Genomic DNA, 17,499 nt, shown 5'->3' with positions numbered 1-17,499 from the left:
GTTTATCATATGATTCTTACAACAACTAATTCTATAGAAAACCATAACATCATTGACTATTTAGGTATAGTAACTGGTATTTCTTTTAATTCTACACATTCTTATAAAGGGAAAAGCATGTCTTTTAAGGATATGTTTAGTTCACAAAAATATTATGATGCCTATGCTAAAGGTTTAGAAGTTGTAAAAGAAGAAGCGTTTCAAAAACTTCAAGATAATGCAAAAGCTATAGGTGCTAATGCCGTTGTGGGTGTTCAAATTGATATAGAAACACTAGCAACTACAAATACTTTAATTGTTTCAATTACAGGAACAGCTGTAAAAGTTGCTGTTTAAATAATATACACATGAAAACAAGTACAAAAGCTGGCTTATACGTTTTTATAATATTCGCCGTTATTTATATCATAGTAAGATTTAGTATTCAAGCTATTTTTACAGATATTAACCAAATGATTTTAGCAGTTTTATCTGCTGTAATTACTGTGATTTTAACTCCACAACGACGAATTGCTAAAAAACAATCTGGTGATGAAATTCAATTAAAATGGTTGTTTAGTAAAAAGATAATTATCTTAAAATAAAATATACACATGAAATATAATATCCTCATACTCGCATTAATACTTGGTTTTACAAGTTTTGCACAAGATGCTATTGAAAAAAATGTTGGTGAATTTTCTACTGTTAAAGTGTTCGATTTAATTCATCTTAAAATGATTGCCTCTGACGAAAATAAGGTTGTAATTTCTGGTAAGAACCGCAAGGATGTTGAAATTGTTAATAACAATGGTAAGTTAAAAATCCGTATGAATCTTAGAGAGAGTTATGATGGTAATGATACTGTAGTTTTACTGTATTTTACAGCTGTAGATGAAATTGATGCTAATGAAGGGGCTAAGGTTACGGTAAAAGAGACAATTAAACAATACGAAATAGATTTAAGAGTACAAGAAGGAGCCGAAATCACCACTGATTTAGAAACGAGTTATGCAAATATAAGAGCCGTTACAGGTGGTATTATTAATATTACCGGAAGTTCAAAACATCAAGATATTTCTATTTATACTGGTGGTAATGTAAACGCTAAAGCATTTATAACTGAAAATGCTGAAGTGAGTATTAACGCTGGAGGTGAAGCTTATATATATGCTACAACATTAGCCAATGTAAGAATTAAAGCTGGAGGTAATGTTTATATTTATGGAGATCCAAAAGAGATAGATGAAAATACAATTCTTGGTGGACGAATAAAACGTATGTAATTTCCGTTGAGTTTCTTACATTTGTGTAAATCGCAAGTTTTACATGTTAGACGATATCTTAACAGCCATTCCCTTCGGAATAATTTTAGCCTTTACCATTGGACCAGTTTTTTTCGTATTACTCGAAACTAGTGCTACAAAAGGGTTTACTAGTGCTGTGCTATTTGATCTTGGTGTTATTTTCGCTGATATTGTTTTTATTTTCGTCATTTTTAAAAGTACCGATTCGCTCTTAGAAAAAATAAAAGACGATCCAAAATTGTTGGTTTTTGGTGGGACTTTATTGGTGATTTATGGACTTATTAGTTTTATAAAAACGTCTAAATCATTTCGTTCTATTGTAAGAGAACATCATAGAATTGAGTTACCTAAAAAAGATTATGGTAAGCTATTTATTAAAGGGTTTCTGCTTAATTTTATCAACATTGGTGTCTTATTAGGTTGGTTAGGTTTTATTGTTATTGGAACGTCTATTACAAGTTCTGAAAACGGTGTTTTTATCTTTATTGTAACCATGTTAATTTCTTATTTTTTAACGGATCTCGTTAAAATAGCGGCTGCCAAACGACTTAAAAATAAATTAACGCCACGCCGTATTTTTAAAACCAAAAAAATAGTGGCCTTAGTGATTTTAGTTTTTGGTATTATACTATTAAGTCAAGGACTTTTTCCGGATCTTTATGAAAAGGGGATTGAACAGATAGAGAATGTTAATCCGCTTGATTAATAAAATCTATAAATGAATTCTAAAATCTTAACTTTTCCCTTACGTCTGGCCATTATTAGCTTAATTTTTGGTGCCTTATTCAAAATTATGCATTGGCCTTTTTCATATAGTTTAATGTTGATTGGTGGATCTTCAGTTGGGTTGTTATATGCTATTCGCTTTGTTTATAAAAAAGAGAAATCTATTTTAGATTATACTAAATTGGCTATGATTTTAATTTGGGTTTTCAATTATTTAGGAAATGTATTCCATATTTTTTATGTTCCATATATCTTTGAAATACTACTTTTTGTACTCTTTATTTATTGGTTTTATGTAGAAGGTATTTCGTATTTTAAAAATAGAACATTTAGGAAGCATAAATTTTTAAAAGCAGTCTACTATATTTTGATTGGATTAACAATTTTTACATTAGTATTCGGAATACTTTTTAAAATTCAACATTGGCCTTATGGATCGTTGTTGTTTACGTTTGGAGTGTTATTACTTAGTATTTTTTTAATTTTCGATTACTTCATAGTCGATAGAAGAAATACGATACAACTAGAGCAAGAGAATATAAAATAAAAAAAGAGATACTTTTTAAGTATCTCTTTTTTGAGGTGTCGAGCGGATTCGAACCGCTGTAGATGGTGTTGCAGACCACTGCCTAGCCACTCGGCCACGACACCTTTTAGTCGTCTCATTAAATTTAACGAGAGCGCAAATATAAAAATTATATATGTTTTAGCCTAAATAGGTTTGCTTTTTTCGCTTTTGACTCATTTTTATAGTAACCATCTCAACGTCACCACCTATCGGAGGATTAATTTTACTAACGGCAATTGTTGCCTTAGTAATTAAGGCTTCTTCGTTAAAAACACGGTTTAAAATACGCTTTGCAACGGTTTCTAAAAGCTTTGAAGGTTTTGCCATTTCTTCTCTAACAATTTTGTTTAGTAATACATAATCTACCGTATCACTTAATTCATCAGATGAAGCTGAAGTTTGTAAATTAGCTTTTACTTCAATATCTACCCGATAATCACTACCAATAGCGGTTTCTTCTTTTAAACAACCGTGGTTAGCAAATACTCTTATATTTTCTACTTTTATTATTCCCAAAACATTTAATTTTTAGCAAATATATCAATTCAATTTCTGTCTCATTATAAAATTAAGATACAAAAAAGATAGATTTTTTAATCAGTTATCACTACAGAAATTTTAGAATTGAAGGTTATTTTAGCTTATAATAATATTCTAATTTGTGAATAGGTCAAAAATATTACTTAATGCACTTGTTTTGGCTTTATAAAATTCAGTATAACGACATCTTTTACAAGTCACAGAGCTAAATTTTTTATTCTGAATATCAAATATTTTAGATAACGTACCACCTGTTGCTCTCATTTCTCCAACTTCATAAGTTGTGTTATCACATTTTGGACATTTATAATTCATTTTAAATTGCATTTAAGGATTCACACTATCAGTCTAAAATGATGTATAAATGTTACATTTTGCTTAATTTTACCAACGATTAAGTGAAGTAGGATATTAGCCTCAATCTTAATCCCTATTTTTTAATATCCAATACATGTCAGAAGAAACAAAGTCACTCAATTTTATTGAGCATATCATAGAAGAAGATTTGGCCAATGGTTTACCTAAAGAAAAATTGCGTTTCCGTTTTCCACCAGAGCCAAATGGTTATTTACATATTGGTCATACCAAAGCTATAGGCATTAGTTTTGGACTAGGAGAGAAGTACAAGGCACCAGTAAATCTTAGATTTGACGATACCAATCCTGCGAAAGAAGAGCAAGAATATGTTGATGCTATAAAAAAAGATATCGCTTGGTTAGGTTACCAGTGGGAAAATGAATTATATTCTTCAGATTATTTTCAGAAGTTATATGATTGGGCAGTGCAATTAATTAAGGATGGAAAAGCCTATGTAGATAGTCAAACTTCAGAAGCCATTGCAGAACAAAAGGGTACACCAACACAAGTTGGAACTCCTAGTCCGTATAGAGACCGTAGTATCGAAGAAAATTTAGATTTATTCCAACGTATGAAAGCTGGAGAATTTCCTGCTGGTACACATATTCTTCGTGCTAAAATCGATATGGAAAGTCCTAATATGTTAATGCGAGATCCTATGATGTACCGTATTATGCATACCGAACACCATAGAACTGGTAACGATTGGTGTATTTATCCTATGTACGATTGGACCCATGGAGAAAGTGATTATATAGAGCAAGTGTCTCACAGTTTGTGTTCTTTAGAATTTAAACCACATAGGGAGCTTTATAATTGGTTTAGAGATCATGTTTACCACTATGCAAAAGAAGCCTTACCATTGCCTCCAAAACAACGCGAATTTGCACGTTTAAACCTTAGTTATACCATCATGAGCAAACGTAAATTATTACGTTTAGTAGAAGAAGGTATTGTATCTGGTTGGGATGATCCACGTATGCCTACCATTTCTGGTTTACGTCGTCGTGGTTACACACCAAATTCAATTCGAAAATTTATTGAAAAAGTAGGTGTGGCTAAACGCGAAAATGTCATTGATGTTTCACTTTTAGAATTCTGTATTCGTGAGGATTTAAACAAAACAGCCAACCGTGTTATGGCCGTTTTAGATCCTATAAAAGTAGTGATTACTAACTATCCTGAAGATAAAGAAGAATGGTTAGAAGCAGAAAACAACCAAGAAGATGAGGCTGCTGGATATAGAAAAGTACCGTTCTCTAGAGAAATTTATATTGAGCGAGATGATTTTAAAGAAGAAGCAGGAAGTAAATATTTTAGGTTGAAACTTGGAGGTGAAGTAAGATTAAAAAATGCATACATCATCAAAGCAAATGATGTTGTAAAGGATCAAACTGGTCAAATACTAGAAATTCAATGTACCTATGATGAGGATACGTCTAAAAAAGTAAAAGGAACACTTCATTGGGTGTCCTTAAAACATGCGATTACTGCTGAAATAAGAGAATACGATCGTTTATTTATGCACGAATCACCAGATAGCCAAAAGGATAAAGATTTTATGGAATTTGTAAACCCGAAGTCTTTAACTATAAAAACGGGTTACTTAGAACCAAGTTTAGCTGATGTTGAAGTAGGAGAGCGGTTCCAATTTCAACGTTTAGGCTATTTTAATGTGGATGATGATTCTACATCTGAAAAGTTAGTATTTAATAAGACGGTAGGTTTAAGAGATAGTTGGGCAAAACAAAAGCCTAAACCTCAGAACAATCAAAATCAGAATAAAGGAAAAGCGCAACAACAAAAACGCTCTGCTATTAGTTTAATTCAGCAATTTGGTAAAAAATACACCAATTTAAATGAAGAAAAACAACTAAAAGTGAAGTCCGAAATACAAGCACTTGCCAATGAAGTGTCTTATGATGAATTAGAGCCGTTATTTGGAACCGCTGTTAAAAAAGCAGGCACACGTATAGCAACTTTAATTACATTAAAAGAAATGCTTAAAAATGGCTTAGAGCGCAATGATGCCATTGATGCGTTTATTGCAAAAGCTAAAGAAGATAAAAATCAATTATTAGTTACTGAGGCTAATGAGGTTTAAATGCTTTTTAAAAAATAATAAGTAGTAAATATTTATTAAAAAACCTCATAATTTTAGTTATGAGGTTTTTTTTTATTTAATCTGTGATAGGTTCTACTTTTAGGTCGTCATCAGGAATTTCCAAAGCCGTTTCAAAATTTGGTAAAATTTGATTGGTTAACGCTTCGTTTTTTAATTGTTTAGCTTCAATAAACCACCAATATTTATCGACTTTATTATAAATGCCTAAAAGATAACTTTTAGAGGAAATACGTTGATTAGACATTACCATTTGGTTATAACCTTCTACCACACAGCGAAATTGTCCTTGTTCTTTTACAATATCTGAAACTCCATTGATATCTGCTTTTTCAAAAACAAATCCTTGAGATTTCATCCCTTCAAAAGTAGAAGAGATAACTTTTAAAGCCGCTTCTTTTCCTCCCATCATGTCTAACACGGATGGTAGGGTATATTTTAAAACGGTTTCAAAATCCATATTTAAACTAGCTGTAGAGGTGAGCTGAGCATCTCTTAAAGCATCCGTTTTAGTTTGCGCAAATAAATTAAAACTAGCCGTTATTAAAAGGCATATCAGCGTATTTTTTAGATTATTCTTCATCGTTAGCATTCTTTTTTTTCGAATTTTTCATAGCTTCTCCAATTTGGTTACTCGCCGTAAAACTTGCTACCATATCATTAAGCATTTGACTTCCCGCTTGTGGAGAATTTGGTAATAATATGAGATTACTATTTGTTTCTTGGCCTACGGCTTGTAACGTATCGTAGTGTTGCGTAACTACAATTAGGGCAGAGGCTTCTTGCGAGTTGATACCAACCCTATTAAGAACATCTACAGATTCTTCTAAACCACGAGCAATTTCACGTCGTTGATCTGCTATACCTTGACCTTGTAATCGTTTACTTTCGGCTTCAGCTTTGGCTTTTTCTACAATTAATATTCTTGCAGCATCACCTTCAAACTGTGCTGCTGTTTTTTCTCGTTCTGCCGCATTAATACGGTTCATCGCTTCTTTCACTTGTGCATCTGGATCAATATCAGTTACCAGTGTTTTAATAATATCAAAACCATAATCGAGCATGGCATCATTTAATTCGGCTTTTACAGCAAGTGCAATATCATCCTTTTTTACAAAGACATCATCGAGTTTCATTTTAGGGACTTCAGCACGTACCACATCAAAAACATAAGAGGTAATTTGCTCATGTGGGTAATCTAGTTTATAAAAGGCATCATACACTTTTTCACTAATGACACGATATTGCACGGACACTTTTAAACGCACAAATACATCATCTAAAGTTTTAGTTTCTATAATAACATCTAATTGCTGAATTTTTAAACTTAATCGTCCGGCAACCTTGTCTATAAGTGGTATTTTGAGTTGTAACCCAGATTGTCTGATACTTTGAAATTTACCAAATCGTTCTATGATAGCTGCGGTTTGTTGCTTCACTACAAAAAAGGAAGAGATAAAAACGACCAGTACAATAAATAAAATTGGAATTAAAAGAAAATTGCCCATAGTGAGTTTTTTAATTAAGATTGATTAGGAAGCTAAATTTAAGTAAAATTTATTCAGGTCTAAGATTAATATTTAAAAATTCAGTATATTAGTGAAAATCAATTTTTTACATTTTTTTATGAAAGAAAATAATACGCATAAAAGCAGGGCTTTCATAAAAAATTATTTTGACTTGTATTCAAGTAGAAACCTTGAAGTCATTCCACTATTTGATGATAATTTTATAGGTTTAGATGGTATAAGTCAAAATATCTACAATAAAGAAGGCTGGATAAAAGCCCTTCATGTAGATTATAAACAAATAAACTATCCATTTGATATCAGCATTGTCGATTTTGAAAAACGAGAAACTGAAAATGGGTTATTAATTATCGCTGTTATTACATTTTGGGATTTACCTTTTTTTAAAGATTTTCCAGAAATTGATAAAATGCGAACGGTATTTATACTTCAACCTCACCAAGCGTCATTTCGTATTGTTCACATTAGCAATTCTATTGGCTTAGTCACCGTAAATCGTACCGATGTGTATCCTAAAGGCTTAATAGAAATACTTAGAAGTTTTAGATAATCTTATATAATAGAATTTATGCTATTAAATTTTCAATACGTTTTACGGTTTCTGCTTTTCCTATCATAAACATAATATCAAACACATCCGGACCTTGTAATGCACCAACTAAAGCAAGTCTTAAAGGCATCATTACTTTACCAAAACCAATGTTGTTATCCGTTATCCAACCTTTAATGTTTGTCTGAAGGTTTTCAACTGTAAATTCATCAGTGTTATTTACAAGTTCTATCACCTTCGTCATAAGGTCGGTTGTACCTTCTTTTAATGCTTTTTTAGACGCTTTTTCATCATAAGATGTTGGAGCTATAAAGAAAAAGTGGCTCAGTTCCCAAAAATCACTTACAAAATGAGCACGTTCTTTTATTAAACCAACAACGAGTGCGATGTAGTTAATATCAATATCTTTTAGTAAAATATTTTTAGCTTTAAATTGTTCGGCTAAATCCAAATCTAATTGCTGTTGCATATAATGATGATTAAACCATTTGGTTTTATCCGGATCAAAGCGTGCACCTGCTTTATTTACTCTCGCTAAATCAAAATCAGCAACCAATTGCTCTAAACTGAAAATTTCTTGTTCTGTACCAGGATTCCATCCTAAAAACGCTAAGAAATTAACCACAGCTTCTGGGAAATAACCATCTTCTTTGTAACCTCTAGAAACGGTTCCGTCTGGTGCTGTATATTCTAATGGAAATACTGGGAATCCCATTTTATCACCATCACGTTTGCTTAATTTTCCTTTACCTGTTGGTTTTAAAATTAGTGGTAAATGTGCAAATTCAGGTGCTTCCCAACCAAAAGCATCATATAATAATTGATGTAGTGCTAAAGATGGTAACCATTCTTCACCACGAATGACGTGTGTAATTTCCATTAAATGGTCATCTACAATATTGGCTAAATGATAGGTGGGCATACCATCACTTTTAAATAAAATTTTATCATCTAAGACATTGGTATCAATTTTAATATCGCCGCGAATAATGTCTTTTAAGTGTAAGGTTTCATCTTGTGGAGATTTAAAACGAACCACATAATGTTCACCAGCATCAATTTTCGCTTTTGTTTCTGCTTCTGTTAATACTAATGAGTTTACTAAACGCCCTTTTTCACGGTTGTGCCAGTTATAGATAAATGTTTTGCCTTCAGCTTCATGGCCTTTTCGTTCTGCATCTAATTGTTCAGCGGTATCAAAAGCATAATAGGCCTTCCCATTAGCAATTAATTCATCGGCATATTGTTTGTATAAATCTTTACGTTCACTTTGTCTGTAAGGACCAAATGTTTCATTCTTACCTGGACCTTCATCAAAAGAAATACCGCACCATTCTAATGATTTTACAATATAATCCTCAGCGCCTTCTACATAACGGTTTTGGTCTGTATCTTCAATTCTTAATACAAAATCACCATGGTGTTTTTTGGCAAATAAATAGTTGAATAAAGCAGTTCTTACACCACCAATATGTAAAGGTCCTGTTGGACTAGGTGCAAAACGCACACGTACTTTTTTAGACATAACGTAAAATAGAAATTGTTTGTTCTTCTGAATTTATTTCAGAATCTCGCGCAAAGATAAAATTATAGATTTTAAGAAGGAAGAACGAAGTGCTAAGTTTTCTATAAATTGGAATGCTGCTTACAAAATGGTCTGTTAAACCGAAATTAACATGAAATACGGCAGATATTAACAGAATCTTACCAATTTTTCAGAAATTACATTTAAAATAAAATCGTAGTTTAGTCAGTTAATAATAATGTTGAGTAATTAGTCCAGCGCTAATCACTAAAGCCTAAGAGCTAAAATCAGAATGAGCAATTTCCAAACCATAAAGCAAAAACTAGAACAGTTTATAAAAAGGTACTATACCAATGAACTGCTTAAAGGAGCCATTTTATTCTTCTCCATGGGTTTGCTATATTTTATAATTACCCTTTTTGTAGAATATGTGCTTTGGCTTAATCCAACGGCTAGAACTATTTTATTTTGGACATTCATTGTTGTAGAATTAGCCTTGTTTGTAAAATTTATTGTCATTCCCTTAGCCCATTTATTTAATTTAAGACAAGGCATAAATTTTGAAACAGCTTCTAAACTCATCGGAAATCATTTTCCTGAAGTCAATGATAAATTATTAAATGTACTTCAACTTAATCAAAATCCACAACAATCCGATTTGCTATTAGCAAGTATAGAGCAGAAGTCACAAGAGTTACAACCCATTCCTTTTAAATCTGCAATTAACTTTAAATCTAATACCAAATACTTAAAGTATGCTGCAATTCCTGTGGCCATACTTTTATTATCTTTTATTTCCGGAAAAATAAACTGGTTTAGTGATAGTTATGAGCGGGTAGTAAATTATAAAACTGCTTACGAACCACCCGCACCTTTTCAATTTTTTGTATTAAATGAATCTTTGCAAGCTGTTGAAAATAAGGATTTTAAATTACAGGTTTCTACTGCCGGAAATGTGATTCCTGAAAATGCTCAAATTAAATTCAATGGACAATCTTATTTTTTACAACAAGTGGCACCAGGAGAATTTCAGTATACGTTCAGCCTTCCAAAAGAGGCTATAGAATTTACTTTATCTGCAAATGGTATTAGCTCCAAACCATATAAACTAGCTGTATTAAACACACCTAATTTGGTGAATTTTGAAATGGTTTTAGATTATCCTGTACATACTAAAAAACAAGATGAGGTAATAAAAAGTACGGGTTCAGCGGTGATTCCTGAAGGTACCAACGTAACTTGGAGAGCAACCACGAAATCTACAACCAATGTTCAGATTTATGCAGAAGATACTTTAAATTTTAAATCTGGTGAGAAGGGTAGTTTTGAAGCTTCAAAACGATTGTTTAAAAATTTTAATTACAGCATTACTACCAGTAATAATGACCTGAAGGATTATGAAAATCTTGCATACAATATTAATGTTATTAAAGATGAATATCCTGAATTATCCATCAAGGTACAAAAGGATTCTATAGATCAGCAATCGCTTTATTTTTATGGACAAGCGACTGATGATTACGGTTTAAGCAAACTACAATTAGTGTATTATCCAACAGAAGACGACTCTAGAAAGATGGTGGAACCAATTCCAATTTCAACTTCTAATTTTTCTGAATTTGTCAGTGCGTTTCCTAATCAGTATAATTTAGAGGAAGGAGTCAGTTACCAACTCTATTTTGAAGTATTCGATAACGATGCACTTCATAATTATAAACGTTCCAAAAGCTCAACCTTTAGCTATAGAAAATTAACTAAAGATGAAGAAGAGCAGAAGCAACTTAATGAGCAAAATGAAACCATAAAAGATATTAGTAAAACCTTCGATAAGCTTAAAGAACAAGATAAAAAGCTCGAAGAATTATCTAAAACACAAAAAGAAAAAGAAAGTCTGAATTTTAATGATAAAAAGAAATTTGAAGAATTTTTAAAACGTCAGAAAAATCAGGAACAGTTGATGAAAAATTTCAACAAAAAATTACAAGATAATTTAGAGGAGTTTCAAAAAGAGGAAGAAAAAGAAGACCAATTTAAAGAAGACTTAAAAGAGCGTTTAAAAGAAAATGAAGCGCAACTTAAAAAAGATGAAAAGCTATTAGAGGAACTGGAAAAATTACAGGACAAAATTAATAAAGAAGAGTTCACTCAAAAACTTGAGGAACTAGCTAAGCAAAATAAAAATAAACAGCGCAGCATGAAACAGCTATTGGAATTAACCAAGCGTTTTTATGTGATGAAGAAAGCTGAAAAGGTTTCTATTGCGTTAGAAAAACTATCTGAAAAGCAAGAAAAATTATCTGAAAAGGATAAAGAAAACACAAAAGAAGCTCAAGAGAAATTGAATGAGGAGTTTGATAAACTTCAAAAAGATTTAGAAGATTTAAAGCGTGAAGATAGACAACTTCAAAAACCAATGGATATTCCTAGAGATGCGTTTTTAGAAGACGAGATTAAATTTGACCAAAAAGAAGCCAAAGAAGCTTTGGAAAAGAAGGAAGGTAGCGAATTAATATCGCAACCTCAAGAAGCTCAATCACAAGGTAAAAAGGCTAAAGAAAAGCAAAAGAATGCTGCAAAGAAAATGCAGCAAATGAGCGATATGATGAAAAAAGCCGCAAATGGAGGCGGAGGAGGAGGTGAACAAATGGCTGAGGATGTTGATGCCTTAAGACAGATTTTAGAGAACTTATTGTTATATTCTTTCGATCAAGAGGAGCTTATGGAAACTTTCGATAATATTGGTACTAATAACAATAAATACGGTAAGTACATTATAGCTCAGAGTAATCTCAGAACCCATTTTGAACACATTGACGATAGCTTATTTGCGCTGTCTTTAAGGCAACCTAAAATTTCAGAACATGTAAATTCTCAAATTACAGAAGTTTATTTTAATATCGATAAAGCATTAGATAATTTAACAGAAAATAGATTATATCAAGGAGTGGGTGCACAACAATATGCGGTGACTGCAACTAATGAATTAGCGAGTTTCCTAAGTGATGTTTTAGATAATATGGAAATGGAAATGAATCCTTCTCCTGGTGCGGGTCAAGGTGGTGAACAACTGCCTGATATTATTATGAGTCAAGAAGAATTAAATAAACAAATGGAAGAAGGGGTTAAAAAAAATGATGAAGGAAAAGATGGAGATAATGGAAAAGAAGGTGAGGGGGAAAAACCTGGTGAAAAAGGAAGAGAAGGAGAGCAAGGTAAAGGTGAAAAACCTGGTGACAAAGGTCAATCTGGTGATTCAGGGCAAAAGGGTGAGTCTGGTAAAAATGGTGAATCGGGAAAGCAAGGTAACGAAGGTAGCCAATCTGGCAAAGGTGAAGGAAATGGAGAGCAATGGGATAATGGAAATAATGGAAAGGGTGGAAAAAATGGTGCTGAAGGAAAAGATGGTGAAGGTGATGAGAATTTAGGTTATGGTGAAGGAGGAAGTGAAGAACAGAATGCTGAACTTTATAAAATCTATCAACAACAAGTTAAATTACGTCAGGCTTTAGAAGATCGTTTAGCTAAAGATGGAAAGATTCAGTCTGCAGGACAGTTAATTCGACAAATGGAGGATATTGAATCTGATTTGCTTAATAGTGGATTCACAAATAAAACTTTACAAAAGATGATGGATTTACAGCATAATCTTTTAAAATTAGAAAATGCAACCTTTATGCAAGGGCAGGATTCTAAACGGAAGTCTGAAACGAATAAGGAAGAATTTAATACTACAAGTCCAAGTCAAATCCCTACGGCAAAACAATATTTCAACACGACTGAAATTTTAAACAGACAAGCACTACCTTTGCAAAATCATTTTAAGAAGAAAATTCAAGAGTATTTTAAAAGCAGCAATGATTAGTTTTAACTACGAAACCGATTTTATATTAGAAAACAAGGACCAGTTAGAAAGATGGATTTCTAATACCATCACAGAAGAAAACTGTAGGGAAGGAGAGATTAATTATATCTTTTGTTCGGATGATTATTTGCATAAATTAAATGTAGATTTTTTAGACCATGATACCTTAACGGATGTCATTAGTTTCGATTACTCAGTAGGAAAAGAACTACATGGCGATATTTATATTTCTGTAGATCGAGTGAAGGAAAATGCATCAGATTTTCAAGTGTCTTTTAACGATGAAATAGCGCGTGTAATTATTCATGGTGTATTGCATTATTGCGGTTATAAAGATAAGACTGATGCGGATGAAAAAGTGATGCGTTCTAAAGAAGACCACTACCTAGCGAAGCGATAATAAGTACTTCTTTTTCATTGTATATTTGCAAATTCAAAAATGAATTAGGTATTCTTCTAACAAAGAAGAATAAATATAATATTAGGGTTCCTGTCTTATCAGGAATTTAATTGTTCCACGTGGAACAAAAATTAATAACGATATGTTTAACGAAGTTTATGACGTTATAGTTGTTGGTGCTGGTCATGCTGGTAGTGAAGCTGCTGCTGCGGCTGCAAACATGGGTAGTAAAACCTTGTTGATTACAATGAATCTTCAAAATATTGCACAGATGTCTTGTAATCCTGCAATGGGAGGAATTGCTAAGGGGCAAATTGTAAGAGAAATTGATGCTTTAGGTGGTTATAGTGGTATTGTATCTGATACGTCTGCTATTCAATTTAAGATGTTGAATAAATCTAAAGGTCCTGCAATGTGGAGTCCTAGAGTACAATCGGACCGCATGCGTTTTGCTGAGGATTGGAGAATGCTGTTAGAAAAAACAGAAAATCTAGATTTTTACCAAGAAATGGTTTCTGGTCTTTTAGTAGAAAATCACAAAGTTGTTGGTGTTAAAACCTCACTTGGTATCGAGGTAAAAGGTAAGTCGGTTGTATTAACCAACGGAACATTTTTAAATGGATTAATTCATATCGGAGATAAAAACTTCGGTGGAGGTAGAGCAGGTGAAAGAGCGGCAACCGGAATTACAGAACAGCTGGTTAATTTAGGCTTTGAATCTGGTAGAATGAAAACAGGAACACCACCACGAGTGGATGGTCGTTCTTTAGATTTTTCTAAAATGATAGAGCAACCAGGTGATGCAGATCCACAAAAATTCTCCTATTTAGATATTACCAAACCTCTAACGGAACAACGCTCTTGTCATATGTCTTACACGAGTGAATTGGTTCATGATTTACTGCGTGAAGGCTTTGATCGTTCTCCTATGTTTAATGGTAGAATTAAAAGTGTAGGACCACGTTATTGTCCTTCAATTGAAGATAAGATTAATCGTTTTGCAGATAAAGATAGGCATCAATTATTTGTTGAGCCTGAAGGTTGGAATACCTGCGAATATTATATAAATGGGTTTTCTACATCCTTGCCAGAAGATGTTCAATTTAAAGCATTGCGTTCTGTAGTGGGTTTTGAAAACGTGAAATTCTTCAGACCTGGTTACGCTATTGAATATGATTACTTTCCTCCGACTCAATTGAAACATACCTTAGAAACTAAATTGGTCGATGGCTTATATTTTGCAGGACAGATAAACGGAACAACGGGGTACGAAGAAGCGGCTTCTCAAGGTTTAATGGCTGGTATTAATGCAAGCTTAAAAGTACAAGAAAAGGAGGTGTTTACCTTACAACGCGATGAGGCTTATATAGGTGTTTTAATTGATGATTTAATTACAAAAGGAACAGAAGAACCTTATAGGATGTTTACATCGCGTGCTGAGTACAGAACGCTTTTAAGACAGGATAATGCAGATTTTAGATTAACTCCAAAAGGTTATGAACTAGGATTGGCTTCCGAAAAACGTTTAAAGCGTATGGAAGAAAAGCAATCTAAATCTGAAGCTTTTGTTGAGTTTTTTAGAAACACTAGTGTAACTCCAGAAGAGGCTAATCCGGTTTTAGAAGCAAAGAAATCTGCTACTGTTAAACAACAAGATAAAATGTTTAAGTTATATGCGCGCCCTAATATTACTATTGATGATGTGCGAAAGTTTGAAGCTGTATCGCAATATATTGATGAGCAAAATTTGGATACTGAAGTGATAGAGCAAACGGAAATTCAAGTGAAGTATGCAGGTTATATCGAGAAGGAAAAAAATAATGCTGATAAGCTTAATCGTTTAGAGAATTTAAAAATTCCGACTGATTTTGATTATTCAAAATTGAAATCTATGAGTATAGAGGCTAGACAAAAATTAACAAAAATTCAACCAGTAACTATTTCTCAGGCTTCAAGAATTAGTGGAGTTAATCCTAATGATATTTCTGTTTTATTGGTTTATTTGGGTCGTTAAATTCCTGCGAAAAAGGATATCCAAGATTCAGCGAAGCTAATCTCATGAATCATTATTTTAATGTTCCACGTGAAACAATTGTTTTATTGGTGCAAATAAACACCCCTAAAGTCCCCTCAAGGGGACAATGGTTCTAATAATATTTAGTGCTTCTGATTGTAAAAATTTGTTTTAAATACACCTTTTATTATCAATTAATAAAATTTTTAAAATATAAATTGTCCCCTTGAGGGGGACTTTAGGGGTGATAGAAAAACGATTAATAATATAAGAATAAATTTATTTCAAGTTCAAAATTACTATTTGATAAATCATAATTACCTTCTAATTTGTGGCAAACAAAAAACAAACATACTTAACCCTAAAAGATCACTCCGTTTCAAAAGAAGAGTTTCAATTATTATATAATGAAGAACTCGATATGTTAGAAACATTTCCTCAACCTCAAGGCGAAAAATTGTCTGAATATTATAAAAGTGAAGACTATATTTCGCACACCGACACGAAGCGAAATCTATTAGAATTTGTATACCACAAAGTGAGAGAAATTTCATTAAGGCGAAAACTTAAGCTTATTAATTCATTTCAGTCAGAATCCAAAACACTTTTAGATATTGGATGTGGAACAGGAGATTTTTTAGAAACAGCTTTAAAAGATAATTGGAAAATTACCGGAATAGAACCCAACGAAAGTGCTAGACAAATTGCAAATTCTAAAACTAATAATGCTGTTTTTGAAACCGAAGAATTGTCAAAATTAAAATCGAACAGTTTTGATGTTATCACCCTTTGGCATGTTTTAGAACATTTGCCAAATTTAGAAATGCATACGGCATTGTTAAAATCACTTTTAAAACCAAATGGTACTTTGGTCATTGCTGTTCCTAATTATAAAAGTTACGATGCGGAGTATTATAAAAACTTTTGGGCAGCATATGATGTGCCAAGACACCTTTGGCATTTCTCTAAAAATTCGATTTCAAAATTATTTAGTAAAGAACAGATGGAATTGATGAAACTGTTGCCAATGAAATTTGATGCCTATTATGTATGTCTACTTTCAGAAAAATATAAATCTGGTATTATGAATCCAATGAAGGCTTTTTGGGTAGGATGGCTATCTAATCGTAAAGCAAAGCGTACTAATGAGTATTCTTCGCATATTTACGTATTAAAGAATGTTAATTATTAAAATAAAGACGTTTATTAAAGGATATTTATTCGAATTAACCCAAACTAAGTAAAATCTTAGAACTACGCTTAAATCGCTTTATTTAAAGCTATTTTTAATAGATTATAAAAATAACCGAATTATATTTAATTGAAATTATCAATAGTTTAAAAATTAGGTAAATCACAATCTAACTTTTATACATTTGCACAACTTAATTAAAAATGTAATCACAAAGGGCTTTTAAAGCTCAACAATTATTTAAACAAAATAAAAAAACATGAAAAAAATAATTTTAAGCGTAGCGATTTTAATTTCTGCGGCATCTTGTCAAGAGCAAGAAAAAATTGGATTTATTGATAATGGTGAAATTATCAACGCATATCAAATGAAAATAGATATTGAAGATAAGTTTAAGGCTCAAGATGAAGCCTTCACTAAACAAAGAGATAGTATTGCGCGTGTATATCAAATGGAAATGCAATCAATTCAACAACGTTTAAGTACATTGTCTCCTCAAAAACAACAAGAGGAATCTCAAGCATTTTCTCAAAAATGGCAACCTGTACAACAACAAATGCAAATGCAACAACAGCAAATGGATCAGATGTATAAAACTGAGATCGATTCTGTGCTTTCAAAATTTAATGCTTTTGTTGAAGATTACGGTAAAAAGAACGGATACACGTTTATATTAGGAAAGAATCAGGCCGGAAGTGTAGTTTATGGTGATGAAACCAAAGATATTACTGAAGAAGTAACTACTGCGCTTAACGCTGCTTACGGTGAAAAAGATGAAGCTAATTCTAGTGAAAAAGCTGTAGACACTACAACCGAAAAATAGTAACT

Annotated in this window: 17 protein-coding genes and 1 tRNA gene; 12 read left to right on the top strand and 6 right to left on the bottom strand. The window is 32.3% G+C overall.

The features are described from left to right. Positions 1–9 precede the first annotated feature (9 nt). The 5 genes from C8N41_RS02940 to C8N41_RS02920 are packed head-to-tail and all read left to right on the top strand — an operon-like array spanning position 10 to position 2,559. On the top strand, positions 10–336 hold the full coding sequence (locus C8N41_RS02940; protein WP_092445855.1) for a YbjQ family protein: 327 nt from the start codon (positions 10–12) through the stop codon (positions 334–336). Positions 337–347: 11 nt separating this feature from the next. Further along, positions 348–584, top strand: coding sequence for a hypothetical protein (locus C8N41_RS02935; RefSeq protein WP_115838156.1), 237 nt, complete (start codon positions 348–350; stop codon positions 582–584). A gap of 9 nt (positions 585–593) precedes the next feature. Continuing rightward, complete coding sequence (locus C8N41_RS02930) at positions 594–1,265, top strand: head GIN domain-containing protein (RefSeq protein ID WP_249033228.1); 672 nt, start codon at positions 594–596, stop codon at positions 1,263–1,265. Between the two features lie 43 nt (positions 1,266–1,308). Beyond that, entirely contained in the window at positions 1,309–1,992 is a 684-nt protein-coding gene (locus tag C8N41_RS02925; RefSeq protein ID WP_092445859.1) for a LysE family translocator, read from the top strand. A gap of 12 nt (positions 1,993–2,004) precedes the next feature. Then, positions 2,005–2,559, top strand: coding sequence for a GldL-related protein (locus tag C8N41_RS02920; protein WP_115838155.1), 555 nt, complete (start codon positions 2,005–2,007; stop codon positions 2,557–2,559). A gap of 33 nt (positions 2,560–2,592) precedes the next feature. On the opposite strand, the gene C8N41_RS02915 is transcribed toward C8N41_RS02920, so the two are convergent. From C8N41_RS02915 to C8N41_RS02905, 3 genes are all read right to left on the bottom strand, one after another. After that, positions 2,593–2,663 (bottom strand) — tRNA-Cys (locus tag C8N41_RS02915). A gap of 55 nt (positions 2,664–2,718) precedes the next feature. Beyond that, positions 2,719–3,096 carry a dihydroneopterin aldolase gene (gene folB, locus C8N41_RS02910; protein WP_092445863.1) on the bottom strand — a complete coding sequence of 126 codons (378 nt, stop codon included), beginning with the start codon at positions 3,094–3,096 and terminating at the stop codon, positions 2,719–2,721. A 138-nt stretch (positions 3,097–3,234) separates the two neighbouring features. After that, positions 3,235–3,435, bottom strand: coding sequence for a zinc ribbon domain-containing protein (locus C8N41_RS02905; RefSeq protein WP_394364686.1), 201 nt, complete (start codon positions 3,433–3,435; stop codon positions 3,235–3,237). A 136-nt stretch (positions 3,436–3,571) separates the two neighbouring features. Here C8N41_RS02905 and C8N41_RS02900 point away from each other — a divergent pair, with 136 nt between their 5' ends. Beyond that, positions 3,572–5,581 (top strand): glutamine--tRNA ligase/YqeY domain fusion protein, encoded by a 2,010-nt coding sequence (locus C8N41_RS02900; protein ID WP_115838153.1) that lies wholly within the window; start codon positions 3,572–3,574, stop codon positions 5,579–5,581. 76 nt (positions 5,582–5,657) lie between these two features. Here C8N41_RS02900 and C8N41_RS02895 read toward each other — a convergent pair whose 3' ends face one another. Further along, positions 5,658–6,182: a hypothetical protein gene (locus C8N41_RS02895; protein WP_115838152.1), complete on the bottom strand. Its 525-nt coding sequence runs from the start codon at positions 6,180–6,182 to the stop codon at positions 5,658–5,660. Next, positions 6,172–7,107, bottom strand: coding sequence for an SPFH domain-containing protein (locus tag C8N41_RS02890; RefSeq protein WP_092445870.1), 936 nt, complete (start codon positions 7,105–7,107; stop codon positions 6,172–6,174). Before C8N41_RS02890 ends, C8N41_RS02895 begins: the two co-directional genes overlap by 11 nt. A gap of 172 nt (positions 7,108–7,279) precedes the next feature. Between C8N41_RS02890 and C8N41_RS02885 the strand changes: the two genes are divergently transcribed. Then, a complete protein-coding gene (locus tag C8N41_RS02885) occupies positions 7,280–7,678 on the top strand; it encodes a hypothetical protein (protein ID WP_147298921.1) in 399 nt (132 codons plus the stop codon). A 16-nt stretch (positions 7,679–7,694) separates the two neighbouring features. Here the strand turns inward: C8N41_RS02885 and gltX are convergent, their stop codons facing one another. Next, positions 7,695–9,203, bottom strand: coding sequence for a glutamate--tRNA ligase (gltX, locus tag C8N41_RS02880; RefSeq protein ID WP_115838151.1), 1,509 nt, complete (start codon positions 9,201–9,203; stop codon positions 7,695–7,697). A gap of 292 nt (positions 9,204–9,495) precedes the next feature. Between gltX and C8N41_RS02875 the strand changes: the two genes are divergently transcribed. The 5 genes from C8N41_RS02875 (at position 9,496) to C8N41_RS02855 (ending at position 17,494) form a co-directional block, all read left to right on the top strand. After that, a complete protein-coding gene (locus C8N41_RS02875) occupies positions 9,496–13,065 on the top strand; it encodes a DUF4175 family protein (protein ID WP_115838150.1) in 3,570 nt (1,189 codons plus the stop codon). Beyond that, complete coding sequence (ybeY, locus tag C8N41_RS02870; protein ID WP_115838149.1) at positions 13,058–13,465, top strand: rRNA maturation RNase YbeY; 408 nt, start codon at positions 13,058–13,060, stop codon at positions 13,463–13,465. The genes C8N41_RS02875 and ybeY overlap by 8 nt, the downstream gene beginning before the upstream one ends. Before the next feature lie 142 nt (positions 13,466–13,607). Continuing rightward, a complete protein-coding gene (gene mnmG, locus C8N41_RS02865; RefSeq protein ID WP_115838148.1) occupies positions 13,608–15,479 on the top strand; it encodes a tRNA uridine-5-carboxymethylaminomethyl(34) synthesis enzyme MnmG in 1,872 nt (623 codons plus the stop codon). A 331-nt stretch (positions 15,480–15,810) separates the two neighbouring features. Beyond that, complete coding sequence (locus tag C8N41_RS02860; RefSeq protein ID WP_249033227.1) at positions 15,811–16,671, top strand: class I SAM-dependent methyltransferase; 861 nt, start codon at positions 15,811–15,813, stop codon at positions 16,669–16,671. A gap of 259 nt (positions 16,672–16,930) precedes the next feature. Beyond that, entirely contained in the window at positions 16,931–17,494 is a 564-nt protein-coding gene (locus C8N41_RS02855; RefSeq protein ID WP_115838147.1) for an OmpH family outer membrane protein, read from the top strand. The last annotated feature ends 5 nt before the right edge of the window (positions 17,495–17,499 follow it).

It is taken from the genome of Winogradskyella sediminis (genome assembly GCF_003387355.1).
Taxonomy (GTDB): domain Bacteria; phylum Bacteroidota; class Bacteroidia; order Flavobacteriales; family Flavobacteriaceae; genus Winogradskyella; species Winogradskyella sediminis.
This window is presented reverse-complemented; position numbering and strand designations above follow the sequence as displayed.

Coding starts and splice junctions, on each gene's coding strand:
- C8N41_RS02940 (WP_092445855.1), top strand. CDS start 10: ATGATTCTTACAACAACTAATTCTATAGAAAACCATAACATCATTGAC.
- C8N41_RS02935 (WP_115838156.1), top strand. CDS start 348: ATGAAAACAAGTACAAAAGCTGGCTTATACGTTTTTATAATATTCGCC.
- C8N41_RS02930 (WP_249033228.1), top strand. CDS start 594: ATGAAATATAATATCCTCATACTCGCATTAATACTTGGTTTTACAAGT.
- C8N41_RS02925 (WP_092445859.1), top strand. CDS start 1,309: ATGTTAGACGATATCTTAACAGCCATTCCCTTCGGAATAATTTTAGCC.
- C8N41_RS02920 (WP_115838155.1), top strand. CDS start 2,005: ATGAATTCTAAAATCTTAACTTTTCCCTTACGTCTGGCCATTATTAGC.
- C8N41_RS02905 (WP_394364686.1), bottom strand. CDS start 3,435: ATGAATTATAAATGTCCAAAATGTGATAACACAACTTATGAAGTTGGA.
- C8N41_RS02900 (WP_115838153.1), top strand. CDS start 3,572: ATGTCAGAAGAAACAAAGTCACTCAATTTTATTGAGCATATCATAGAA.
- C8N41_RS02895 (WP_115838152.1), bottom strand. CDS start 6,182: ATGAAGAATAATCTAAAAAATACGCTGATATGCCTTTTAATAACGGCT.
- C8N41_RS02890 (WP_092445870.1), bottom strand. CDS start 7,107: ATGGGCAATTTTCTTTTAATTCCAATTTTATTTATTGTACTGGTCGTT.
- gltX (WP_115838151.1), bottom strand. CDS start 9,203: ATGTCTAAAAAAGTACGTGTGCGTTTTGCACCTAGTCCAACAGGACCT.
- C8N41_RS02875 (WP_115838150.1), top strand. CDS start 9,496: ATGAGCAATTTCCAAACCATAAAGCAAAAACTAGAACAGTTTATAAAA.
- ybeY (WP_115838149.1), top strand. CDS start 13,058: ATGATTAGTTTTAACTACGAAACCGATTTTATATTAGAAAACAAGGAC.
- mnmG (WP_115838148.1), top strand. CDS start 13,608: ATGTTTAACGAAGTTTATGACGTTATAGTTGTTGGTGCTGGTCATGCT.
- C8N41_RS02855 (WP_115838147.1), top strand. CDS start 16,931: ATGAAAAAAATAATTTTAAGCGTAGCGATTTTAATTTCTGCGGCATCT.